At 70.1% G+C, this 22,637-nt stretch carries 17 protein-coding genes; 7 read left to right on the forward strand and 10 right to left on the reverse strand.

Annotated features, from left to right (window positions below):
- Positions 1 to 2: 2 nt before the first annotated feature.
- Together ABZT17_RS21925 and ABZT17_RS21930 are read right to left on the reverse strand one after the other, a co-directional pair.
- Positions 3 to 1,097, reverse strand: a complete 1,095-nt coding sequence (locus tag ABZT17_RS21925; RefSeq protein ID WP_356351166.1) for an NAD(P)-dependent alcohol dehydrogenase — start codon at positions 1,095 to 1,097, stop codon at positions 3 to 5.
- Positions 1,094 to 2,284, reverse strand: coding sequence for an FAD-dependent monooxygenase (locus ABZT17_RS21930; RefSeq protein ID WP_356351168.1), 1,191 nt, complete (start codon positions 2,282 to 2,284; stop codon positions 1,094 to 1,096). The genes ABZT17_RS21925 and ABZT17_RS21930 overlap by 4 nt, the downstream gene beginning before the upstream one ends.
- A 120-nt stretch (positions 2,285 to 2,404) precedes the next feature.
- Here ABZT17_RS21930 and ABZT17_RS21935 point away from each other — a divergent pair, with 120 nt between their 5' ends.
- On the forward strand, positions 2,405 to 3,184 hold the full coding sequence (locus ABZT17_RS21935; RefSeq protein ID WP_356351169.1) for an IclR family transcriptional regulator: 780 nt from the start codon (positions 2,405 to 2,407) through the stop codon (positions 3,182 to 3,184).
- A gap of 28 nt (positions 3,185 to 3,212) precedes the next feature.
- Here the strand turns inward: ABZT17_RS21935 and ABZT17_RS21940 are convergent, their stop codons facing one another.
- From ABZT17_RS21940 to ABZT17_RS21960, 5 genes are all read right to left on the reverse strand, one after another.
- Entirely contained in the window at positions 3,213 to 3,623 is a 411-nt protein-coding gene (locus ABZT17_RS21940) for a nuclear transport factor 2 family protein (protein WP_356351170.1), read from the reverse strand.
- A 191-nt stretch (positions 3,624 to 3,814) separates the two neighbouring features.
- On the reverse strand, positions 3,815 to 5,524 hold the full coding sequence (locus tag ABZT17_RS21945; RefSeq protein WP_356351171.1) for an MFS transporter: 1,710 nt from the start codon (positions 5,522 to 5,524) through the stop codon (positions 3,815 to 3,817).
- Positions 5,525 to 6,070: 546 nt separating this feature from the next.
- The gene (locus ABZT17_RS21950; RefSeq protein ID WP_356351172.1) at positions 6,071 to 6,517 is read right to left on the reverse strand and encodes an NUDIX domain-containing protein; all 447 of its coding nucleotides are present in this window, start codon (positions 6,515 to 6,517) and stop codon (positions 6,071 to 6,073) included.
- 16 nt (positions 6,518 to 6,533) lie between these two features.
- Positions 6,534 to 9,191 carry a family 78 glycoside hydrolase catalytic domain gene (locus ABZT17_RS21955; protein WP_356351173.1) on the reverse strand — a complete coding sequence of 886 codons (2,658 nt, stop codon included), beginning with the start codon at positions 9,189 to 9,191 and terminating at the stop codon, positions 6,534 to 6,536.
- Between the two features lie 41 nt (positions 9,192 to 9,232).
- Complete coding sequence (locus tag ABZT17_RS21960) at positions 9,233 to 10,279, reverse strand: LacI family DNA-binding transcriptional regulator (protein WP_356351175.1); 1,047 nt, start codon at positions 10,277 to 10,279, stop codon at positions 9,233 to 9,235.
- A 274-nt stretch (positions 10,280 to 10,553) separates the two neighbouring features.
- On the opposite strand from ABZT17_RS21960, the gene ABZT17_RS21965 reads away from it, so the two are divergent.
- From ABZT17_RS21965 to ABZT17_RS21990, 6 genes are all read left to right on the forward strand, one after another.
- Complete coding sequence (locus tag ABZT17_RS21965; RefSeq protein WP_356351176.1) at positions 10,554 to 11,888, forward strand: extracellular solute-binding protein; 1,335 nt, start codon at positions 10,554 to 10,556, stop codon at positions 11,886 to 11,888.
- Positions 11,888 to 12,793, forward strand: coding sequence for a sugar ABC transporter permease (locus ABZT17_RS21970; protein WP_356351177.1), 906 nt, complete (start codon positions 11,888 to 11,890; stop codon positions 12,791 to 12,793). The genes ABZT17_RS21965 and ABZT17_RS21970 overlap by 1 nt, the downstream gene beginning before the upstream one ends.
- A gap of 2 nt (positions 12,794 to 12,795) precedes the next feature.
- Positions 12,796 to 13,695 carry a carbohydrate ABC transporter permease gene (locus tag ABZT17_RS21975; protein WP_356351178.1) on the forward strand — a complete coding sequence of 300 codons (900 nt, stop codon included), beginning with the start codon at positions 12,796 to 12,798 and terminating at the stop codon, positions 13,693 to 13,695.
- 28 nt (positions 13,696 to 13,723) lie between these two features.
- The gene (locus tag ABZT17_RS21980) at positions 13,724 to 15,601 is read left to right on the forward strand and encodes a hypothetical protein (RefSeq protein WP_356351179.1); all 1,878 of its coding nucleotides are present in this window, start codon (positions 13,724 to 13,726) and stop codon (positions 15,599 to 15,601) included.
- Between the two features lie 65 nt (positions 15,602 to 15,666).
- Positions 15,667 to 17,784 (forward strand): beta-galactosidase, encoded by a 2,118-nt coding sequence (locus ABZT17_RS21985; protein WP_356351180.1) that lies wholly within the window; start codon positions 15,667 to 15,669, stop codon positions 17,782 to 17,784.
- A 38-nt stretch (positions 17,785 to 17,822) separates the two neighbouring features.
- Positions 17,823 to 19,220 (forward strand): glycoside hydrolase family 5 protein, encoded by a 1,398-nt coding sequence (locus ABZT17_RS21990; protein ID WP_356351181.1) that lies wholly within the window; start codon positions 17,823 to 17,825, stop codon positions 19,218 to 19,220.
- A 36-nt stretch (positions 19,221 to 19,256) separates the two neighbouring features.
- Here ABZT17_RS21990 and ABZT17_RS21995 read toward each other — a convergent pair whose 3' ends face one another.
- Genes ABZT17_RS21995 through ABZT17_RS22005 form a run of 3 tightly spaced genes read right to left on the reverse strand, consistent with a single transcriptional unit; the run spans position 19,257 to position 22,635 of the window.
- On the reverse strand, positions 19,257 to 20,624 hold the full coding sequence (locus tag ABZT17_RS21995) for a nucleotide pyrophosphatase/phosphodiesterase family protein (protein ID WP_356351182.1): 1,368 nt from the start codon (positions 20,622 to 20,624) through the stop codon (positions 19,257 to 19,259).
- Positions 20,621 to 21,778: a metabolite traffic protein EboE gene (gene eboE, locus ABZT17_RS22000; protein WP_356351184.1), complete on the reverse strand. Its 1,158-nt coding sequence runs from the start codon at positions 21,776 to 21,778 to the stop codon at positions 20,621 to 20,623. Before eboE ends, ABZT17_RS21995 begins: the two co-directional genes overlap by 4 nt.
- A gap of 2 nt (positions 21,779 to 21,780) precedes the next feature.
- Positions 21,781 to 22,635: a TatD family hydrolase gene (locus tag ABZT17_RS22005; protein ID WP_356351185.1), complete on the reverse strand. Its 855-nt coding sequence runs from the start codon at positions 22,633 to 22,635 to the stop codon at positions 21,781 to 21,783.
- Between the last annotated feature and the right edge of the window lie 2 nt (positions 22,636 to 22,637).

Raw genomic sequence — 22,637 nt, forward strand, 5'->3', positions numbered from 1 at the left:
GTCTACGGCATCCTGAGCACAGCCTTGATCACCCGCCCGGAACCGGTTTCCGTCCACGCCCGGGCGAAGTCGCCGAACGGGAACTCCTCGATCATGCGGTCGAAGGGGAACCGTCCCGCCCGCCAGTACTCGACGAGTTGAGGGATCAGCACATGGGGGTTGGCCGAGCCCCCGATGATCCCCTGGAGCCGGCGCCCGCCGGCGAGCAGGAAACCGGTGTCCGGGATCCATTCGCCCGCGGGTGCCACCACATAGCCGAGTGTGCCTTCGACAGCGAGGCATGTCGTCGCCGTCGCGTAGACGGACGGTACGTCCGCGGTGACGTACGCGAAGTCGAAGCCCTCGGGCTCGATGTCCCGCAGCGCCTGTTCGGCACCGGCACCGCCCAGCACGGTGTCCGTCGCTCCCAGCTCCCGGGCGAGGTCGAGCCGGGGCTGGTCGATGTCGACGGCGACGATGTGCCGGGCCCCTGCGAGACGGGCCGCCATGACGGCCGAGAGCCCCACGCCTCCGGTGCCGAACACGGCGATCGACTGTCCGGGGCGCAGCCGGAACGCCTCCAGGACCGAGCCCGCTCCCGTGATGACACCGCAGCCCAGCGGTCCCATCAGGTGCAACGGGATGTCCTTCGGCAGCAGGACCGCGCTCCGCGCGGGAGCCAGCGCGTACGTCGCGAAGGACGACTGTCCGAAGAACATCGCCGCGATCCGGTCACCGTCCTGGGAGACGGGCGAGCTGCCGTCGAGGCGTGCGCCGCCGAAGGCCACCCGCATCGCCTCATGGCAGTAGGTGGGCCGTGCGTCGAGGCAGCGGGGGCACACACCGCAGGAGTTGCCCGAGAGCACCACATGGTCACCGGGCACGAGGCGGGTCACGCCGGCACCGACCGCCTCCACGACGCCCGCGCCCTCGTGTCCGAGCACGATCGGGCGGGGAACGGGAACCCCGCGGCCGTGGTGCGCGTTGATGTCGGTGTGGCAGATGCCGGTCGCCACGATACGTACCAGGACCTCGTCCGGCCTCGGTTCACCGAGGTAGGCCTGCTCCAGGCCGGGGGCGGTGCCGCTCTCACGTGACACCGCCGCGGTGATCTTCATGAGACGGCGGCCTCCGGGTCGTACTCGTAGATCCAGCCGTTCTTCTTGAGCGGGTCGGCCTGCGAGTACCGCAGGTCGCGTGCCTGCTGCTCGGGGCCGTCGGGGAGGTGGTTGATGTGCGACCTGCCGTGCGACACCTCCTGCAGACGGGCGGTACGGCGTCGGCGCAGCTCCTCGTAGCGGGCCAGCGCGGCGATCGGGTGGTCCGGGTCGGCCGCGAGGCACAGGGCGAGGACGGCGCCGTCCTCGATCGCCTGGGCGGCGCCCTGCGCGAAGAACGGGAACATGGGGTGGGCCGCGTCGCCGAGCAGGGTCGCGTTGCCGCGGTTCCAGCGGTCGAGGGGTTCACGGTCGAGCAGCGCCCAGCGCCCCGGGGTCTCGGCCGCCCTGATCAGGTCCACCAGCCGGGAATCCCAGCCGGCGAACTCGGCGAGCAGGTCCTCGACCGTCGCGGTGGCCGTCCACGATTCCACGCTGTCGGCTCCGGCCGGCGCGAAGGCGACGAGGTTGATGGCCTCCTCGCCGGAGACCGGGTAGTGCACGAGGTGGTGTTCCGGACCGATCCAGAGCGTCTGCGCCCGCCGCCTGGCGAAGTCGGGCGCCTTCTGGGCCGGTACGAGGGCCCGGAAGGCGCAGATGCCCGACTCCCGCGCCTGGGTCGGGCCGACGATGGCGGCGCGCACGCGTGAGTGGACGCCGTCGGCGCCGATGAGGATGTCGGGCCGGACCGCCTCGCCGTCCTCGAAACGCAGAACAGCCCGGTCGCCTTCGAACTCGACCGCGACGCAGCGTCTGCCCAGGTGGAGGGAGCTCTCGGGGACGGCCGACCGCAGGGCGTCCAGGAGGTCGGCGCGGTGGGCGGTGTAGGTGTGCTCGCCGTACAGGCGGATGCACCCCTCCTCCAGGTTCTCCGCGGACAGGACGGCGCCGTTCTCCCAGCGCCGGAACTCCCAGCCGACCTCCATCCGGACCGCGCGTTCGACGAACCGGTCCAGGACGCCGAGACGGCGCAGCAGGCGGCCGGCGTTGGGCGCGATCACCAGGCCGGCGCCGACCTCGGTCAGGGCGGCGGCCTGCTCGTAGACGTCGGCGTGGAAGCCCTGGTCGCGCAGGAACGCCGCGGCGGCGAGGCCTCCGATGCCACCACCGAGGATCGCGATCTTGGGGCCGTCTTCTGTGCTCATCATGCTCCTAGTGTTCGACACGCTGACCATTCGAAGAACTTCCATATCCATTCAACGAACAGCGAAGGTAGGGTGGCCGGGGTCACGAGCAATGACCGGGTCACGAGCAATGAAGGAGAGGCCATGCCTCGCGCGAACGAGCCCGGACGGACCGTCAGCTCCCGGCTGTGGGACCTGCTGTTCTCCTTCGACCCCGACCACACCGAGCTGAGCCTCGCCGACCTCGTCAGACGCACCGGAATGCCGCATGCCACCGCGCGGCGCCTCACACTCGAACTCGTGGAGGCCGGTGCGCTGGAGCGCACCAGCGACAACCGCTTCGCGATCGGCCTGCGGCTGTGGCGGCTCGGCACGCTCGCCCCCCGGGCCGAGACGCTCCGCAGCGCGGCCCAGCCGTTCGTGGAGGACCTGTACACGGCTCTGCGCCAGCATGTGCAGCTGGCCGTCCTCCAGGGCGACCAGGCCGTGATCATCGAACGCCTCTCGGCGGTCAACGCCGTCGGGCTCACCTCGCAGGTCGGCGGCCATCTGCCGTTGCACTGCTCGGGCGTCGGCAAGGTGCTGCTGAGCCACAGCAGTCCGGAGTTCATCGACGAGGTGCTGGCGGGCAGGCTGCGGCGCTTCACTCCGAAGACGATCGTCGACCCGGCCGAACTCCGCCGCGAACTGGCGTCCTGCCGCTCGACCGGAACGGTCGTCGTCAAGGAGGAGCTGAGCGAAGGGGCCGAGTCGGTCGCGACGCGTATCGTCGACGGCCGCGGCAAGGTCGTCGCGGCACTGTCCGTCGTGGTGGCGGCCGGCTCGATCAAGCTGCAGGCGGCCGTCCCCTCGCTGGTCGCGAGCGGACTGGGGCTGTCCCGGAGTCTGGGCTGGCGGCCGGGCATCCCCATCCGCGCGTCATGACCTCGCGCGAGGCGGGGAAGCCGGCGTGTCATACCGCGGGTTGTCGCCGGGAGAGCTGCATGTGCCCGAGCCGCCAGCCCTCGTCGGTCGCGAACCATACGCGAGTGGCCACTGCCTGCACCAGGAACGGCGGCAGGTCGGGCACCCGTAGGATGCGCATCTTCTGAAAGCACGTCACGATGGCGCGCCCCCCATCCTCCCGGCAGGTCACCTCGCTGGTCTCGGCTTCGAGAGTGGCTCCCATCGACGCGTTGTGGGCGAGGAAGCGCTCGCGGTCATGGATGTTGCCGACCGGCCCGTGCACGATCACGCAGTCGGGGAGCATGAGCGCACGCTGCTCCTCGTCCCCTTGCGTGATCGCGACGAGCCAGGCCGCCTCGGCCTGGGAGACCGTGGTGGTCGTGGTGGTCGTGGTGGTCGTGGTGGTCGTAGTGGTCATGGTGCGATTCCTGTCCGAGCGGGTCGTGTGATCGTTGTAGGGGTACGGCGCCGCCCGCCGCGGGCCTCCTGACGGGGAGGAGTCGCGGCGGGCGCGCCCGGTGTTCCCGGCCGGGCTGCTGCCTTCGCCAGGCACCGGCGGGGGCGGCTGCTGCTTTCGCCCGGCACCGGCCGGTTCGTTTCGTTCCGCCGTCAGTCGTCGAGCGTGTGCGGATCGTCGTCGAGATGCGTCTGTCCCGGACGACCGCGCCCGCCGGCGAGGGTGAGGGCAGCGGCCACGAGAGCGGCCACGCCGCCGAGCACGTACGCGTGGGAGTAGCTGTTGCTGAGGGCGTGGAACGCGACGTCCTTGAGCGGGTTGAAGGGGATGACCTGACCGCCCGGTGAAGTGACGGTCGCCGGAACGGAGTTGGCGCCCAGTGGTCCCGAGGCGACGGCGTGCACCGCGGCCTCCAGCTGGGGTCTCTGCTCGGCGGGAGCATGAGCCGGAGCGGCCTGGAATGCCGCGTACGCCTTGGTCAGACCGGGGTTGCCTGCCACCTCGCGGGCCATCTCCTTGGCGGCCTGGCCCAGCGCGACGGCGCCCGCGATCGCGGGGCCGAAGGCGAACCCGAGGTCCCGGAACGTGCTCGTGGCACCGCTCGCCATCCCGGCGAGATGGTTGGGCAGCGAGTTGACCGCGACCGCGCTCATGGCGGCGAAGGCGAGTCCCGATCCGGTACCCGCGAGGATCAGCGGCCCGACGATGGAGCCCAACGCCCGGTCGCTCGCCGGAACTCCGGCGAACCACAGCCCGCCGACACCGATGAGGAGCAGGCCCGCGAAGAGAACCCAGCGGGGGTTGTAGCGCTCCAGCAACTTCTGCGTGAGCGGCAGCAGCACAAAGCCGATGCCTCCGAAGAACAGGTAGGCGATGGAGCTCTTCAGCGGACTGAATCCCTGGACGCTGGTCAGACGGATGCTGGTGGAGTACATGACCGCGAGGAAGCCGAACATGCCGACCAGGGTGACCACCGAGTTGACGGCGAACGCCCGGTTCTTGAACGCGCTCAGGAGGAGGAGCGGCTGCGCCACGCGCCCCTCCGCGAGGACGAACAGCACGAGCAGCACACCCGCCGCGATGAAAGCGACGACGATCTGCGGGCTGCCCCAGCCGCTCTCGGGGCCCTGGATCACCGCGTACAGCAGAGCGAACAGACCGAGCGCGGCGGTGATCTGCCCCGGCCAGTCCAGGGAACGGCCCTCGGGCGCGGCGGAGTTCTGGGCGAGGAGCAACGACAGGGCCACGCTGACGGCGGCGATGACCAGGACCCCGACGTAGGCCCAGCGCCAGTTCCCGGTCCCGTCCCAGCCGGTGTGGATCTTGGCGGCGACGCCTGCCAGCAGCGGACCGAGGAAGCCTCCGATCGAGAGCGACGCGGCCCAGACCGCCACGCCACGCGCACGGGTGACGGTGGTGTGCGTGCCGGCCGCCACCATGGCGAGGCTCGTCGGGAAGATGGCCGCGGCCCCTATACCGCTGAGGAGTTGGGCGACGATCAGCAAGGTCACCCGGGTGTCGGTCGAGGATCCCTGGCCCGGGACCAGGACCGCGACCGCCGAGCCCATGACGATCAGCGCGGCTCCGCCGACGAGCAGACGCTTGCGGCCGAAGAGGTCACCGAACACGCCGAAGCCCAGTTCCAGCGCGGCGACGGGGATGAAGAAGGCGTCGACGATCCACGTCAGCTGCGCCGAGGACGGCGCGAGATCCTGCTGGATCAGGCCGGTGATGAGCGAGGGGACGGAAAGGGCCATCTGCGAGAGGCACACGGCGAGCACCACCGCGGCCAGCGTGCCCGGCCGCAGGGTGTATCTGGCACTCTCCCCGCTCGCCTCGGCGGGTGAATCGATCTGGACCATGGACGACTCCTTGCGCGCGGCGCGCGCTGCTGTCGGAACCGGCGTTCACCGCCGGACCTTGCTGGGGGTGCTTCTGTAAGGCCGTGCGGAGACACCGCTGCCGAACCGCCCCCGGGGCCTGCGCGGACCGCCTCCGCGTGGCTCTGCGACCAACCCTGACTGAGGTCGCCCGACGGGGTGGGGGACCTGCCGAGCAGCGACAACGTAGGAAGTGACCGCCGTCACGCTCAATGGACATGTTCATTGGACGAACAAGCCCGCGGGAGACGGCGGCAAGATGACCCAGCGGCGAAGCGTGTGATCAGCGCGGAGTCAGGCTCCCCCGGAAGACTGAGGCCTGTCCCCTCCCGAGGCGGGCCCGGAGGGCGTGGGTGGAAGAGTCGACCGGGCGTACCAGCCGGCGAGAATGCGCAGCTTCTGGAGGTCGTCGTCTGTCGACTGGGCGCAGTCTGCCCGCTGCCCGGGCGTGACGATCAGCGAGAGAGGTCGGCACCTGCCGCCCGCGTGCCTGCCGTGCCGGCTGTGGGCTCGACCAGGCGACGGTGCTCATGCTTCCAGACGATCCAGCCAGGCTCCCTGGCCGTCCGCCAACGGGAAGGCCAGGGGCAGCGGCTCGAAACGGCAGTGGAACGTCATGCCGTTGTCGCGCCCCGCGCCCGTCACGTGGTGGTCCCACGCATCCGGGACATCCGCGTCGTCGTCCACCTCCAGTTCGAAGAAGGTGGTGTGGCGGGGGAAGCGGCGGATCGGGTGCGGCGTGTGCTCCTCAGCGAGGGGGCGCAGCACCCGCACGCGGGTCAGCCCGCACTCCTCCGCGACTTCCCGCAATACTGCCTCTTCCAGCGGCTCCTCCGGGGCCACACCCCCCGCGGGGACATGCGTGCCGGGCGGCAGGTCCGCGTCGTGGTCGAACACGAGCAACTCCACCGACCGTCCCGCGCGCCGGCGCAGGACGTAGGCAGCCACCCGGATACGCATCGTCAACTCCCGCATTCCCGCAGCCTAGGGGTTACAGGACCGCCGAGTACTCGAACCGGCCCGGGCCCGCTGTCAGTTCCTGTCCGTCGGGCATCACGACCGTGGCGGTGCAGGTGGGCGGTACGTCGAGCGTGAGGTGCAGCGTGTCCCCCTGGGTGTGCCAGTCGACCGCGATGGTGCCGCGCGGGCTGTCGAAGGTGCCGCGAGCCCAGGTGACCGACGCATGGGGTACAGGGGCGACGACGAACCGCTGCCAGGCCATCGAGTTCGGCGCCTGCCGCAGGCCGAGAAGGTGGGTGTGCAGGAACTGGATGACGGCGCCCTTGCTGTAGTGGTTGAGCGAGTCGTGGGCGACACCGTTCTCGTCGACGCCGTCCCAGTCCTCCCACACCGTCGTGGCACCGCGATCGAGCATGCCGAGCCAGGACGGCGAGGTGCGCTGGAGGAGCACCCGGTAGGCGAGGTCGACATAACCGGTATCGGCGAGGACGGGCAGCAGGTGGGCGGTCGAGAGGAATCCCGTGCCCAGGCGAGTCCCGGCCGCCTCGATGAGCGCCGTCAGCCGCGCGGCGACGGCGTCGCGCAGCTTCTCCGGCGCCAGACCGTAGGCGAGGGCGCGGACGTAGCTCGCCTGTGTGTCGACGGTCGTACGGCCGGTGTCGTCGAGGAACTCCGTCCGCCACGCCTCCTTGATCCGCTCCCCCAGCCCGGCGTAGCGGGCGGCGTCGGCCTCGCGGCCGAGGACACGGGCGATCGCGGCGAGCGTGGCGGTCGAGCGGTAGAGGAACGCGGTGCCGACCTCGCCCTTGTCGGTCTTCATCCACGCTTCGGGCTCGTCGTCCGTCGGTTCGAGGAGCGAGCCGTCCTCGGCGCGGGGTTTCGGCTCGGCCCACTCGCCCCAGTGGAAGGAGCCGTCCCAGATGAACTCCTCGTGCGGCAGCGGCACTTCGGAGCGGGCCACGCGAGAGGGGTGGCGGGCGGTGCGCGCGGTGGCGAGCGCCCATTCGACCCAGCGGACCATCGCGTCCCAGTTCTCGGCGAGGACCTGGCGGTCGCCGTAGGTCCGGTACAGCTCCCACGGTACGAGCACGATGGCGTCGCCCCAGCCGGCGGAACCGGTCATCATGTCCAGGCGTTTGTCACCGCCGAGCTTGATGCGCCGTCCGTCCGGGGAGAAGTTGGCGATACGTCCGTCGTCGAGTTGGTCGTCGCGCACCGAGCGCAGCCACTTGCGGCTGAACCCGGAGACGTCGTAGAGGCGGGCGGCGCTGGGGAGGAAGACCTGGTAGTCGCCGGTCCAGCCGATGCGTTCGCGGGTGGGGCAGTCGGTGGGCACGTCGACGGCGTTGCCCCGGAAGCTCCAACGAGCCACCTCGTGCAGGTGGTTGAGGTCCGGGTGGGAGCAGGTGAAGGTGCCGGTGGGCCGCAGGTCGGTGTGGACCACCCGCATGGTCAGGCCGGATGCGTCCAGTGGGACGTCGCCGCGTTGCAGGCGGGCGTAGCGGAAGCCGTGCACGGTGTGGCGGGGTTCGAAGGCCTCGTCGGCGGCGCCGGAGGAGACGGCTTCGTCGTGCTGGACGAAGACCGTCACCGGGTCGCCGGGGCGCTGGATGTCGAGGTGGGTGGTGGTCAGGTCGCCGGTGGTGGGGTCGAGGTGCTCGCCGTGGTCCATGACAGTGCGGGTGCCGACCGGGCCGAGGTCGGTGAGCGCGATCCAACCGGAGGCGTTCTGGCCGAAGTCGGCGATCCAGGCGCCGTCCGGCATGCGGGTGAGGGAGGCGGCGGGGCGGTCCTCGATGACGCGTACCGGCGGGGCCGGGGACCAGTCGATCGGGGGTGCGGTCACGGCGTCGACGAGGACCGGTTGTTCGGGACCGCGGGGCGCGAGGAAGTCGGTGATCTGACCGTCCATCAGGTCGGCTCGGGTGATGGGGCTCAGGGCCGAGGTCCAGTGCTCGTCGGTGCGTACGATCTGACGTGAGCCGTCGGCGAGCTCCAGGTGCAACTCCAGTCGTGCGGCGAGGAGTTCGCCCCATCCGGCGGGTTTGCGGAAGGCGCCGACCTGCCCTCGGTACCAGCCGTCGGACAGCGTGATCTCGAGCGTGTTGACTCCGAGGCGCAGGGAGGAGGTGACGTCGGCGGCCTGGGCGTACAGGGTGCGGTCGTACGAGGTCGAGCCCGGGGCGAGTTCGACGGTGCCCGCGCGCTCGCCGTTCAGGAGGACCTCGTAGACGCCCAGGGCCGTGGAGTACAGGCGGGCGCGGACCACTTCGGCCGCGGTGAAGGTGGTGCGTAGGACGTGCGCCGGGCGGGTGCCGGGGGGCAGGAGCGCGTGCTGCGGGTCGTCGGCGGGTGTGATCCAGTGTGCCGTCCAGTCCTCGTCGAGGAGACCGGCCTCGAAGTCGTGCCAGGCGCTCCACGGTGAGATCAGTGACTCGGCGCGGGAGCGGACGCGCCAGCGGACGCGTTCGCCGCTGCGCAGGGGCGGGGCCGGCCAGTCGACGTAGAGATGGTCGTGGGCGGGGGTCGTCAGTGGCGGCCTGTCCTCGGCGTGGATCTCCAGTTCGTGGACGGCGTGGGCCGGTATGCCGGTGGGGGGTTTCCACGACAGGCGGGGGCGGCTGCCCGAGACGGGGAAGAGGTCGCCGCCGAAGTCGATGGCGAGGTCGTACGGAGCAGGCGTGGCCATCGGTGCCGTCGCCTCCCTTTCCGTGGGGGTGGCCGGTCGGTTCAGGCCGTGGCGTCGCTCGGGGCCGACAGTGCCCGGGTCGATGCACGGACCACCAGGCGGGTGGCCAGCTCGACGTGGTGGGAGTCGATGTCCTCGGCGGCCGCCAGGCGCAGTGCGGTGCGCAGGGCCACGCTCCCCATCTCGGGGACGGGGCCGTGGATGGTGGTCAGCGGGGGTGAGATCACCTGGGCGAGCGGGGTGTTGTCGAAGCCGACGACGCTGAGGTCGTCCGGGACGCGCAGTCCGCGCAGCCGGGCGGCCTCGATGACGCCGGCGGCCAGTTCGTCGGAGGCGGCGAACACCGCGGTGGGCGTGGGCTCGACGGAGAGCAGCCGTCCGCCGTGCTCGACGCCCTCGGCGGCGTGGAACGTACCGGCGTGGCGGATGAGTTCGCCCGGCACGGGCACGCCGGCCGCCTCCATGGCACTGCGGAACCCGTGCAGCCGGGCCTGGTTGGACCAGGCGTGCTCGGTGCCGCCGAGGTAGGCGATACGGCGGTGACCGAGGGAGAGCAGGTGGGTGGCGGCGGCGTTGCCGCCGGCGAAGTTGGTCGCGCCGACGCTGACGATCGAGCCGTCGGGCAGGGACTCGGGGTCAAGGAGGACCACGGGCAGCCGGACCCGGTTGAGGGCTTCGAGGATCGGGCCCGACAGGGTGTTGGCCGTGACGGCGATGACCGCGCGCCGGCCGGCGGCGACCAGTCCGCGGGCCCAGGCGGCGGGGTCGGCCGCCGGATCGTGGTCACCGCGTCGGCCGACCACCACGGCGACGCCCTCGCGGGCCCCGGCGTCCACCACGCTCTGGATGATCTCGGTGTGGTAGATGCTCAGCCGCTCGAAGCCGAAGAACAGCTCGACGGTGGGGTGGGCGCGCAGGTCGTCACGGTTGCCGCCGTAGTTGTACTGCCGCATCAGGTCCAGCACCAGGTCGCGGGTCTGCTGGGCCACGTCGGGGCGCCCGTTGATGACCTTGGACACGGTGGCCACCGAGACACCGGCGTGCTCGGCGATCTGCGCCAGTGTCACGCGGCTGGAAGCGGATGCCATGACTCCCCCTTTGACGAGCGTGCCGGTCAGACTACTTCCTCACGGGGAGCACCGTATCACCGAAACTTTTTTCGCTCACCTATCGGGCCAAAGGTCGACCCATCTCCTGCTGAAACAAGCAGTGTTCAAAGGGTTGACGAAGACTTCGCCCATATCTAGCGTGCACCGTCAGTAAAGCCGACGGAAATCTCTTTCGGTCAATCACGCCGCTAAATTTCGAAGCGGTCGTGAAGTTTCGAATCGAACCACCCACTGACCCATGAGGAGGCTCGCGATGAGGCGAGACCACACCGCGGAGGCGGCTGCGCCGGCCACCGCCCCCTTCCTGTCCCGCCGCGGTTTCCTCGGCGCCGTCGGTGGCGGACTGGCCGCCACCACCCTGGCCGCCTGCGGGTCCGGCGGAAGCAGCACCTCGGGCGGAAGCTCCGAACTCGTCTTCATGAACCAGTCACGGGGCCAGGCCGCGACGCTGAAGGCGCTGGCCAAGCAGTACACCCAGCAGTCCGGCGTGAAGATCAGGATCGACGACGTCGGCCCGACCGACTTCCTGACCAAGCTCCAGTCGAGCTCGCAGTCCCGCGACATGCCGGACATGTACTCGGTAGTGGACGGCCACTCCATGGCCCCCTATTACAAGGCCGGCTGGGCCATGGACCTCACCGACCAGATGAAGGACGGCTGGGGCGACACCTTCCGGCCCGCCACGCTCAAGACCACGACGTTCGGAGCCGACAACCCGCAGCATGTGAAGCCGGGCATCTACAGCGCCCACTGGGAGACCCCGGCTCTCGGCATCTTCGTCAACGCCGCCATGTACAAGGCCGCAGGGCTCGATCCGGACCAGGCGCCCGCCTCCATGAGCGAGTTCATCGACCAGCTGCGGAAGATCAAGAAGTCCGGCAAGGGCCCCTTCTGGTTCGCCACCAGCCTCTCCAACCAGGTGATCCAGTCCTACGCGTCCAACTACATGTCCGACGACGAGCTCAACGCCACCTTCGTGGGCAAGAACAGCTGGAAGAGCGAAGGCTGGCGCAAGACCCTGCAGCTCGTGGTCGACCTGCGGGACGCAGGCGTGATCGCCAACGGCTCCCTGCCGAGCGGCACCACCGACAACCCCAACGTGGAGAAGGCGTTCTTCAACACCCAGGGCGTCGCGGCCATCTTCGACGGCACCTCTGCCGTCGGCGTGGCACGCGCGACGGCCCCCGACTTCACGGACTTCCGCTCCTTCCCGCTGCCCAAGGCCGATGACGGCACCCAGACCCCGCGCCTGGTCGGCGGCGCGGCCAAGGGCGCGGCGGTCAACCCCCGCAGCAAGAAGGCGGCCGAGGCGCTGAAGTTCCTCAAGTGGCTGACCGCCGCCAAGCAGCAGCAGGCCTGGGCCAAGGGTGTCCCGCTGATCCCCTCCGCCCGCACCGTGTCCGACAAGGACGTCCCCCCGCAGCTGGCGGGGATCGCCGCGAAGATATCCGACATCCAGCTCGTCCCGAACCAGATCCTGGAACAGGTCAACACCGCCCTGCAGAAGGGCACTCAGGCGCTCGTCCTCAAGGAGCGCACGGTCGACCAGGTCCTCGGCGACCTCGACGCGGCGCAGAAGAGCGCGTAGTGCGGCGCCGCAGTCGCGTCCTGGCGGCCTGGCTGTTCCTCGCACCGGCGCTCGCAGTGATCGCCCTGTTCACGGTGGTCCCCTTCGTGCAGGGCATCCTGCTCAGTTTCCAGTCCTGGGACGGGGTCAGCCTGGACACGCCCTTCGTCGGGCTCGACAACTACCGTTACGTGCTGCACGACACCCAGTTCTGGGGCTCGATGAAGAACGCCGTCCTGTACGGCGTGGTCGGCCTGGTCGTCGCCAACGCGGTGTCGATGGTCATGGCCCTGGCCGTGCATCGCGCCCGCCGCGGGTCGGCGTTCTTCCGCACCGTCTACTACCTGCCCGGGGTGTTCTCCACCGTGGTGGTGGGTGTGATGTTCTCCTGGTTCCTCGACCCGAACATCGGGGTCGTCAACCAGACGCTCAAGGCCGTCGGCCTGGACGGGCTTCAGCACAACTGGCTGGGTGATCCCAAGACCGCCGTGATCGCGGTCGCCGCCGTGTTCGTCTGGTACCACTGGGGATTCGGCTTCATCCTCTTCCTGGCCGGCCGGCAGGACGTGCCCAAGGAGCTGTACGAGGCCTCGTCGCTGGACGGAGCCCGCGGACTGGCCCAGTTCCGCTACGTCACCTGGCCTGGCATGTCCCACGTCACCGGCATCGTCAGCGTGCTGACCCTGCTCAGCGGCCTGCAGATCTTCGGCACCGTCCAGGTGCTCACCAACGGCGGCCCCGCGGGCCACACCGAGGTCCCCACCCTGCACATCTACCAACAGGCCTTCCAGTACAGCGAGTACGGCCGCGCGGCCGCGATGTCCGTCATCTTCGGGCTGTGCCTGATCGCCCTGGCCTGCCTCCAGCTGTGGGCCTCCCGCAGGCTCGGCGGAAGCACCGACTCCCTGCCGCAGAAGGGAAGTTGACCATGAACACGCTTCTCGACCGGGCACGGAAGCCCGAGACGGCGAGGCAACTGCCCATACCGACCCCACAACACCGCCCCAGACGCCCGCGCCTGCCCCGCATGGCCCTGTACGCGCTGCTCATCGCGGGCGCGCTCGAGGCTCTGGTTCCCGTGCTGTGGGTGCTGAGCGGCTCCCTGCAGAGCGCCAAGCAGCTCTACAAGGGGACGGACCCCGTCCCCCGCCCCTTCCAATGGAGCAATTTCTCCACCGCCTGGAACGAGGGCGGGTTCAGCCAGTACCTGCCCAACAGCCTTCTCTACACATCGGCGGCGGTCCTCGGGATCCTGGTCATCGCGAGCCTGGCCGGATACGCCCTCGCGCGCATCGAGTTCCCCGGCCGGGGCGCCGTCGTGGCCGCCATCCTCGTCATCATGATCATCCCGATGCCGGCCTCGTTCATCGCCCAGTACAAGCTGCTGATCACGCTCGGGCTCGCCAACACCCGGATCGGCTACATCCTCGTCCTCATCGCCGGCGGCCTGCCCATCTCCATCCTGATCATGCGCGGGTTCTTCGCCAGCCAGCCCAAGGAACTGGAGGAGGCAGCCGCCATCGACGGCGCCTCCCTGCTCGGCACCTTCTGGCGGATCATCCTGCCCCTGGCCAAACCGGGTCTCGTCGCGGTGGCCGTCATCCAGGCCATGGGCGTCTGGAACGAGTACCTCATGGGCCTGGTGCTGTTCAACGACAGCTCACGCATGCCCGTACAGCGCGGGCTCACCAACTTCGTCTCCGCGGACTCCCCGCAGCAGCAGATCCTTCTCGCCGCCTCACTCATCGCGGTGCTGCCGATCGTCATCTTCTACGCCGTCGCACAGCGCCACATCATCAGCGGGCTGTCTGCGGGAGCACTCAAATGACCACGCAACGACCAGGGAGGTAGCCGCAATGATCAGGCGAGTTCACCGAACGTGCTCCATCCTCGCGAGATCCGCCGCGGCCGTGCTGATGCTCGCCGCGGTCCTGTCCGGCACCCGGGTCCAGGCCGCCGACGCGTCGCCCGCGGCCGACGGACCGCGGGTGGACATCAAGGAACTGCCGGTGCCGCCGACCGTCCCGGCGGACGGGATATGCACCCACCCCACGGGATGCGTCTCGGCCGACTGGAGCGGAATCGGTTCACCCGGCCCGGCCAGGGACCCGAAGTACGTACTCCTCGGAATCACCTACGCAGGGGCGCCGGACTCCGGTCCCGCGAGCGTCTACACCGGCAACCAGGTCCTGGTCGTCCGCACCGACGGCACCACCTTTCCGAACGGCGAGGCATGGAAGTGCCTCACCTGCGGGGTGTCGTACAGCTCTGACATCGACACCAGCCAGTTCGTCTACCCGCCCGCCAACGAACTGCCCGACCGCAGACGGGTTCTGGTGAGCAACGGCATCCTGGAATGCGGCCCGCACGGAGCCGACTACTCGGTCACCGACCCGCGCTGCACCCCCGCCAACACCCGCGTCACGCCCATCTACTGGAACGACAAACCGCTGTTCACCCGCGACGCCGCCGGTATCAACAACGGCCGCGAATGGCGGCTGAGCCCCGACGGGGTCCACCTGGTGTGGGACGTCCTCGACTTCAGGGCCCTCACGGAGATCCCCTACGTCGGCCGGCTCGCCTACGACGACCAGAATCGGCGCTACCACCTCATCAACGTCTCCGTCCTGGCCAGTTCAGCACCCGCCTACCAGCCCCTGGTCGTCGAGCACGGCAACCGACTGCGGTTCCAGCACGCCGGCATGATCGGCGAACCGCGCGGCTTCACCGCCGACGGACGGGCGGTGCTCGGCATCCAGAGCCTCAACTCCGACAGCATGGACGCCTGGGCCACCGACCTGGCCACCGGCAGCTCGCGGCCGATGACCCGGCAGGCCCACTACACCGACCCCATGGCCGCGTCCCCCGACGGCAAGTGGCTGCTCGCCGAGGAGGTCAACGGCTCCGGACGCCTCGATTTCATCTCCGGAATGCCGGGCATCCCGCCGCTCACCTCCCAGCTGTCCACCTCCCCGTACATCTCGGGGATCCGCAACAACGGCAACCGCCGGTTCTTCTCACCCTGGCTGGTCGACACCACGACCGGTCGCGGCTTCCGGATCAACGCCGGATCCGACCCGAACTGGAACATCGCCGCCGACCCGGCGTGGCTCGCCGACAGCACGGCCGTCGTCTACACCGAGAACCTGGCCTGCGGTGCCAACCCCACACCGCATCCCTGCGCCGACTCGACGGAACCAGGAGGCCGCAACAGCCGGCTGATGATCGCCCGCTTCCCCGGCCTCAAGCCCAGCAAGCCGGTGTCCCCGGCCCCGGTTTCCGACCGGACCTGGGGCGTGCCGTACACGCCGGGCCAGAACCCGCCGAAGGCCGCGCCGGTACCGACCGGCACGTACACCCTGCGCGGCAAGGAGGGCGGCTCGGCCACCGTACGGATCACCAACAACGGCGCCGGTGACCAGACCCTCAGCATCGGCGTCACCTACGACGGCTACAGCGACGACGGCACGAACATCATCAACGGCACCGAGAAGGTGGAGCGTGTCTCCGACACCGCGCTCGGCTGCACCCCGGGTACCGCCTCGGCCCTCGCCTGCGTCACCTGGACCGAGGACCTGACGCTGACCGGCCGGCACACCGGCACCAAGCGCACCGGTCCCGAAGGCTTCACCCTCGGCCCGTCCGTGATGCTCGCCAACAACTTCCAGGCCGTCGGCACGCTCACCACGACCATCGACGGGACCACCTACACCCAGCCGGCCAACGGCGGCTGATCCAGGGGCGGCGGAACCTCCCCTCCGCCGCCCTCCACCCTCTCTGCCTCCAGGAGGCCCCCTTCATGGCGGACCTGCCCGCCCACGTCCTCTTCGGCGCCGCGTACTACCACGAGTACCGGCCCCCCTACGGCACCGACCACCCCGACGAACGGCTCAAGGCCGACCTCGACCTCATGGCCGCGGCCCGCTTCACCGTCATCCGCGTCGGCGAATCGGTGTGGTCGACGTGGGAGCCGGAGAACGACGTCTTCGACCTCGACTGGCTCCAGCCCGTCCTCGACGGCGCCCACGAACGCGGCATCTCCGTCATCCTGGGCACCCCCACCTACGCGGTCCCGCCCTGGCTGGCACGCCAGTACCCCGAGATCGCGGGCGAACGACGCACCGGCGAACCCATCGCCTGGGGCGCCCGCCAGGAGGTCGACTACACCCACCCCGCCTTCCTCTTCCACGCCGAGCGGGTCATCCGCCGTATCCTCGCCCGCTACGCCCGCCACCCGGCGGTGATCGGCTTCCAGGTCGACAACGAGCCCGGCCTGGAGCTCTTCCACAACCGCGGCGTCTTCCAGCGCTTCACCGACCACCTCCGCCAGACGTACGGCGACGTGGAGACCCTCAACCGCGAATGGGGTCTCGTCTACTGGTCGCACCGGCTGACCACCTGGGCCGACCTGTGGCGGCCGGACGGCAACACCCAGCCGCAGTACGACGTCGCCTGGCGGGAGTTCCAGGCGCGGCTGACCACGGAGTTCGTCGCCTGGCAGGCGGGCATCGTCCGTGAGTTCTCGGCACCCGGGCAGTTCGTGACGACCTGCGTCTCCTACCCCCGCCCGGGCATCGAGGACCACGAGCTCAACGAGGCCCTGGACATCGCCGCGGGTAACCCCTACTACGGCATGCAGGACGCCCTGTCGTACGGCGAACGCGCCTGGTCCGTCTCCCAGATCGGGGACTGGATGTACGCCTCCCGCCAGGCGCCGTTCCTCGTCACCGAGACCAACGCCGGCACCATCGGCCCGCCCTGGGACAACCGCCCCGCCTACGACGGCCAGTGGCGCCAGGCCGCCTGGGCGCTGGTCGCCCGCGGGGCGCGGATGATCGAGTACTGGCACTGGCACACCCTGCACTTCGGGGCCGAGACCTACGTCGGCGGCATCCTCCCGCACAGCGGACGGCCCGGCCGTACGTACGACGAACTGGCCCGGCTGGGAACCGAGTTCGAGACCGCGGGCCCCCTGGTCGCCGGACTGGAGCCGGACGCGGACCTCACGCTGGTCCACTCGACGCCCAGCAAGTGGCTGATGCAGAAGTACTCGCCGCTGGCCGACCCCGACGGCGGCCCCGACCGCAACGCCTACCACGGGATCTTCGACCCCTTCTACCGCGGCGCCTTCGCCTCGGGCCGCCAGGTCCGCATCGTGCACGCCCGCCAGCTGCACGACCCGACCGGTGAGCGCGAGGGCACGGCACCCGAGGAGGCGGCACGCCGTCACCCCGTCCTGGTCGTCCCGGCCCTGTACCTGGCCGCCGACTCGACCCTGGACTGGCTCGCCGCCTACGCCCACGCCGGCGGCCACCTGGTCCTCGGACCACGCACCGGCTACGCCGACCACGAGGCCCGCGCCCGCCACGAACCCGCTCCGGGGCGCCTCGTCGAGGCCGCCGGGGCGAGCTACGAGGAGTTCAGCAACCTCACGGCCGACATCCCGCTGCACTCCGCGCCCGGCAGTCCGCTGCAACTGCCGGAGCAGGCCACGGCCACGCGTTGGATCGAGGGCCTCACCCCGGTCGACGCCGAGGTGCTCGCCGGCTACGACCACCCGCACTTCGGCCGCTGGGCCGCCGTCACCACACGCCGTCACGGCGCGGGCCGCGTCACCTGTGTCGGCACCGTTCCGGGCCCCGAGCTCGCCCGCGCCCTGGCCGAATGGCTCGCGCCCACTCCCCGCGGCGGCTGGCGGAACCTGCCCCCGTCAGTCACGGCCGCCACGGGCACCTCTCCCCACGGACGCCGCGTCCACGTCGTCCACAACTGGGGCTGGGATCCCGTACATGTCACCGCCCCGGACGCGCTGACCGACGTACTGGACGGCACCGCCACGCCCGCCGGCACGGAACTGCGCCTGGGTCCCTGGGACGTACGGGTCTTCGTCGCCGTAGACGAATCCGCTCGGGCCTGAACCCCGCCTCCAACCCCACCGAGAAGGATTTCGCCGCCTTGGCCACCACACCCTCCTCCGCCCCCAACCCTCTTCTCAAGGTCTCCGGCACCAGGCTGGAGACATACGACGGCACACCCGTCCGCCTCCGAGGCGCCGGCCTCGGCGGCTGGATGAACATGGAGAACTTCATCACCGGCCATCCCGGCAACGAGGCCGCGACGCGGACCGCCCTACGAGAGGTGCTCGGCGAGCGCCGCCACCAGCTGTTCTTCGACCGCCTCCTGACGGCCTTCTTCGGCGAGGCCGACGCGGCGCTGCTCGCCGCCAAGGGCGTCAACAGCCTTCGTCTGCCGGTCAATTACCGCCACTTCGAGGACGACGCCCGCCCCTTCGAGATCCTTGAGGAGGGCTTCGCACAGCTCGACCGTGTGGTGGACCTGTGCGCTCGACACGGCATCTACACCATCATCGACCTGCACTCCCTGCCCGGTTTCCAGAACCACCAGTGGCACTCCGACAACCCCACACACCTGCCGTTCTTCTGGGACCACCCGCACTTCCAGGACCGCGTGGTCCACCTGTGGGAGGTCATCGCCGACCGCTACAAGGACAATCCCTGGGTGGCCGGCTACAACCCGGTCAACGAGCCCGCCGACGACTCCGGCCAGGTCCTGCCCGCCTTCTACGACCGCCTCGCCTCGGCGATCCGAGCGGTGGACCCCCACCACATCCTCTTCCTCGACGGCAACCAGTACTCCACCGACTTCGACCTCTTCGACGAGCCCATCGACAACGCCGTCTACACCTGCCACGACTACGCACGCGCAGGCTTCGCCCGCAGCGGCGGCTACCCGGGCGAGACGGACGGCACCTGGATCGACAAGGAACAGGTCGAGGAGGCCTTCCTGCGCCGGACCGCCTATATGCGCAAGACCAACACCCCCGTGTGGGTGGGCGAGTTCGGCCCGGTCTACACCGGCGACCCGGCGCGTGACGAACAGTGCGCCCGGCTGCTCGCCGACCAACTGGAGATCTACCGGCGGCACGAGGCGAGCTGGTCCATCTGGACCTACAAGGACGTCGGCCTCCAGGGGCTTGTCCATACCGCACCGGACAGCGCCTACCAACGGCACTTCGCCGACTTCATGGCGAAGAAGCACCGCCTGGGTGCGGAGGCATGGGGTTCCCCTGAGGGCGTGATCCGCGAACTGGCCAAGCCGCTGGAGCAACTGATCGCCGACGAGTTCCCGGGCTTCTCGGGCCGGCCGTTCAGCACCCGCCAGTGGATGGACGTCCTCCTGCGGCACATCCTGCTGGGCCGGCCTCTGGTCCAGGAGTACGCCGGGCTCTTCCGCGGCCTCGGCGACGACGACCTCATCGCCCTCGCCGACTCCTTCGCCCTGGAGCAGTGCGTACAGCGCGACTGGCTGCTGGACGCACTCGCCCACGGATAGGAGACGCCGATGGTGTGACGAAGTGCGTCGACCGCCTCATAGCCCTGCCAGACGCAAGAGCAGTGACTTCACCTCGGTGGCCGCGTAAGCCTCCTGCTTCAGCTCCGGTTCCGAACACAGGAGTACGGGGGCGTGCTGGGGGTCCGTTGGCAGGCGCCCGTGGCTTCCGCTGACGCCCGAGGGGTCCAGCGGAACCGTGCGGATCCGGTAGCGGAAGCCGGCCTTCTTGCGCAGCACGGAGCCGACGGCGCGCAGCTTCACCGCGGGGACCGTGTCGTCGTAGAGCAACTCGGCCGGGTCGTAGCCGGGTTTGCGGTGGATCTCGACCTGGCGGGCGAAGTCCGGGGCGCGGGCGTCATCGAGCCAGTAGTAGTACGTGAACCAGGCGTCGGGGTCGGCGAGTGCGACGAGGTCGCCGGAGCGCTCGTGGTCGAGGCCGTGGGCCGCCTTGCCGTCGGCGTCCAGCAGCTCCCCCACGCCGTCGAGTTCGCCGAGGAGCTTGGCGACGGCGGCGGTGTCGGCGGGGTCCTTCACATACACATGGGCGATCTGGTGGTCGGCGACGGCGAACGCGCGGGAGGTCCAGGGGTCGAGGTACTCCATGCCGTCCTGGGTGTGCACTTCCAGCAGGCCGGCTCGGCGCAGGGCGCGGTTGATGTCGACGGGACGGGAGGCGGGGGTGATGCCGTACTCGCTGAGGGCGACGACGGTGGCGCCGGCGCGCTGGAAGTGGTCGATCAACGGGCCAAGGGCGGCGTCCAGTTGGCGGGCGGCGCGGATGGTCTCGGGTGAGTCGGGGCCGCTGCGCTGGGGTTCGTAGTCGAGGTGGGGGACGTAGACGAGGGTGAGGTCGGGGTGTTTCTCGTCGAAGATCTGGCGGGCGGCGCCGAGGATCCACTGGGTCGACGGCAGGCCCGCGTTAGGGCCCCAGTAGGTGAAGAGGGGGAACGGGCCGAGGCGGTCGGTGAGTTCGTCGTGCAGAGTGGGCGGCCAGGTGTAGCAGTCGGGCTCCTTGGCCCCGTCGGAGTAGTAGATGGGGCGCGGGGTGACGGTCCAGTCGACGTCCGCGCCCATGGCGTACCACCAGCAGATGTTGGCGACGGTGTAGCCGGGCTCGGTCCCGCGCGCGGTCTCCCAGATCTTCTCGCCGCCGACGAGGGCGTTGTGCTGCCGCCACAGCATCACCTCGCCGAGATCGCGGAAGTACCAGCCGTTGCCCACCACCCCGTGCACCGAGGGGAGTTCGCCGGTGAGGAGGGTCGACTGAACGGTGCAGGTGACCGCGGGGAGCACGGTGTCGAGACGGGCCCGGGAGCCTCGTTCGCCGAGTGCGGCGACGGACGGCATGTGCCGCAGCAGATGGGGGGTGAGACCCACGATGTCGAGGACGACGAGGCGTTTCATGAGTGGTCCTCCTTGAGGCCGAGTCCGGTCAATCGGTCGCGGGCCCAGGCGAGTTCGGTGGCTATGCCGCCGGCGAGGTCGGTGGGGGGTTCGGGGAGGACGGACCAGGTGTAGGTCTCGACCTCGATGTGGTCGCAGAGGGCGGTGAGTCCGCCCAGCAGTCCGGCGAGTACGTCGGTGAGATGGCCGGCGGTGGTGCGCAGCGGCGGTTCGGGGTCGGCGTGCAGCGGGGCGTGGAAGTGGGTACGCCAGGGGCCGGAGTCGGTGGGCAGCCCGCCGTCCAGGGCGTCACCCAGGTCGTCCACACCGAGCACGTCACCCTCGCGGGCCGTACGCGTCTGGTGCAGGAACCGGGGTTCGGCGAGTCTGCGCAGGGCCTTCCGGGCCACGGGGTCCGCGGGGTCGGCCGCCTCCACGGCGCAGGATGCCTGGAGCTTCACCACGGGCAGGCCCGCGGCCGACAGCCGGTCGAGCGCGGCCCTCGGTTCCTCGAACTGGACGGCGAGGTGACAGGCGTCCAGGCAGACTCCGAGCCGTTCCGGGTCGAGCCCGCCCAGCTCCCGTACCGCCTGTGCGGTGGTTTCGACGACGCAGCCGGGCTCGGGCTCGAAGCCGACCCTGATACGGCGGCCGGTGTCGGCCTCGATGGCGGCGAGCCCGTCGGCCAGCCGGTCCAGGGCGCGTCGGGCGGTGTCGGCCCGCTCCCTCGGCCAGGGCTCCCGCCAGGCCAGGGGCAGTGTGGAGACGCTTCCCCGCTCGGCGTCCTGGGGCAGCAGTCCCGCGAGCACGCGGGCGCAGTCGAGGGTGTGCCGCAGCCGGGCCTCGTCGGCCCAGTCGGGGAGGTAGACGTCCTTCTTGACGACCTCGTTGTGGAAGCCGGCGTAGGGAAAGGCGTTGAGGGTGACCGTCTCCAGGCCACGGAGGTCCAGCTCGCGCTTGAGCCGCTCCAGCGTGGCGGGGTCCGTGCTGAGTCGGGTGACCACGTCCCGGGCCAGCCACAGCCCGATGCCGAGACGGTCCACGCCGAGACGCTCGCGCACCGGCGCGGCGTACTCGGCGAGTTGGGAGATGACGCCCTCCAGGTCTTCGGCCTGGTGGACGTTGCTGCAGTAGCCGAGGTGGACGGTGGTGCCGTCCGGGTGACGCAGGCGCACGGTCACTCTCCCCCACGGCGGATGGAGTTGCCGCGGAAGGTCGAGGCGTCGTCCGGTTTGGGATCTTCGAGGTCGAGGCGGCCGCTCTGACCGTAGAAGGCGACCGGGTTGCGCCACATGACCTGGTCGACGGTGTCGTCGTCGAAGCCGGCGGAGAGCATGGCGTCGGCGGTCTTCCGGGTCTTGAGCGGGTCCGAACTTCCCCAGTCGGCAGCGGAGTTGACCAGGACCCTCTCGGTGCCGTGCTCCTTGAGGATCTCGACCATGCGGTCCTCGCTCATCTTGGTCTTCGGATAGATCGAGAACCCGGCCCAGCAGCCGCTGTCGAGTGCCATACGGACGGTGAGTTCGTTGAGGTGGTCGAGGAGGACGAGGGCGGGGTCGATGCCCGACTCCCGTATGACGTCGAGCGTCCGCTTCGTGCCGGCCGCCTTGTCGCGGTGCGGGGTGTGGACGAGGGCGGGCAGGCCGTGGGCGAGGGCGAGCTGGAGCTGCCGGGCGAGCGCCTCGTCCTCCTCGGGCGTCATGGAGTCGTAGCCGATCTCTCCGACGGCCACGACCCGGTCCTTGGCGAGGTAGCGGTCGAGTTGGTCCAGCACCGGTGTGCAGCGAGGGTCGTTGGCCTCTTTGGGGTTGAGCGCGATGGTGCAGAAGTGCTGGATGCCGAACTGGGCGGCACGGTAGGGCTCCCAGCCGAGCAGCGCGTCGAAGTAGTCGTAGAAGCTCTCCGGGGAGGTACGGGGCTGACCCAGCCAGAAGGCGGGTTCGACGACGGCGCGTACGCCGGCGGCGTGCATGGCCTCGTAGTCGTCGGTGGTGCGGGACGTCATATGGATGTGCGGGTCGAAGATGCGCACGG

It is taken from the genome of Streptomyces sp. NPDC005648, assembly GCF_040605395.1.
Taxonomy (GTDB): Bacteria; Actinomycetota; Actinomycetes; order Streptomycetales; family Streptomycetaceae; genus Streptomyces.

Coding starts and splice junctions, on each gene's coding strand:
- ABZT17_RS21925 (WP_356351166.1), bottom strand. CDS start 1,097: ATGAAGATCACCGCGGCGGTGTCACGTGAGAGCGGCACCGCCCCCGGC.
- ABZT17_RS21930 (WP_356351168.1), bottom strand. CDS start 2,284: ATGATGAGCACAGAAGACGGCCCCAAGATCGCGATCCTCGGTGGTGGC.
- ABZT17_RS21935 (WP_356351169.1), top strand. CDS start 2,405: ATGCCTCGCGCGAACGAGCCCGGACGGACCGTCAGCTCCCGGCTGTGG.
- ABZT17_RS21940 (WP_356351170.1), bottom strand. CDS start 3,623: ATGACCACTACGACCACCACGACCACCACGACCACCACGACCACCACG.
- ABZT17_RS21945 (WP_356351171.1), bottom strand. CDS start 5,524: ATGGTCCAGATCGATTCACCCGCCGAGGCGAGCGGGGAGAGTGCCAGA.
- ABZT17_RS21950 (WP_356351172.1), bottom strand. CDS start 6,517: ATGCGGGAGTTGACGATGCGTATCCGGGTGGCTGCCTACGTCCTGCGC.
- ABZT17_RS21955 (WP_356351173.1), bottom strand. CDS start 9,191: ATGGCCACGCCTGCTCCGTACGACCTCGCCATCGACTTCGGCGGCGAC.
- ABZT17_RS21960 (WP_356351175.1), bottom strand. CDS start 10,279: ATGGCATCCGCTTCCAGCCGCGTGACACTGGCGCAGATCGCCGAGCAC.
- ABZT17_RS21965 (WP_356351176.1), top strand. CDS start 10,554: ATGAGGCGAGACCACACCGCGGAGGCGGCTGCGCCGGCCACCGCCCCC.
- ABZT17_RS21975 (WP_356351178.1), top strand. CDS start 12,796: ATGAACACGCTTCTCGACCGGGCACGGAAGCCCGAGACGGCGAGGCAA.
- ABZT17_RS21980 (WP_356351179.1), top strand. CDS start 13,724: ATGATCAGGCGAGTTCACCGAACGTGCTCCATCCTCGCGAGATCCGCC.
- ABZT17_RS21985 (WP_356351180.1), top strand. CDS start 15,667: ATGGCGGACCTGCCCGCCCACGTCCTCTTCGGCGCCGCGTACTACCAC.
- ABZT17_RS21995 (WP_356351182.1), bottom strand. CDS start 20,624: ATGAAACGCCTCGTCGTCCTCGACATCGTGGGTCTCACCCCCCATCTG.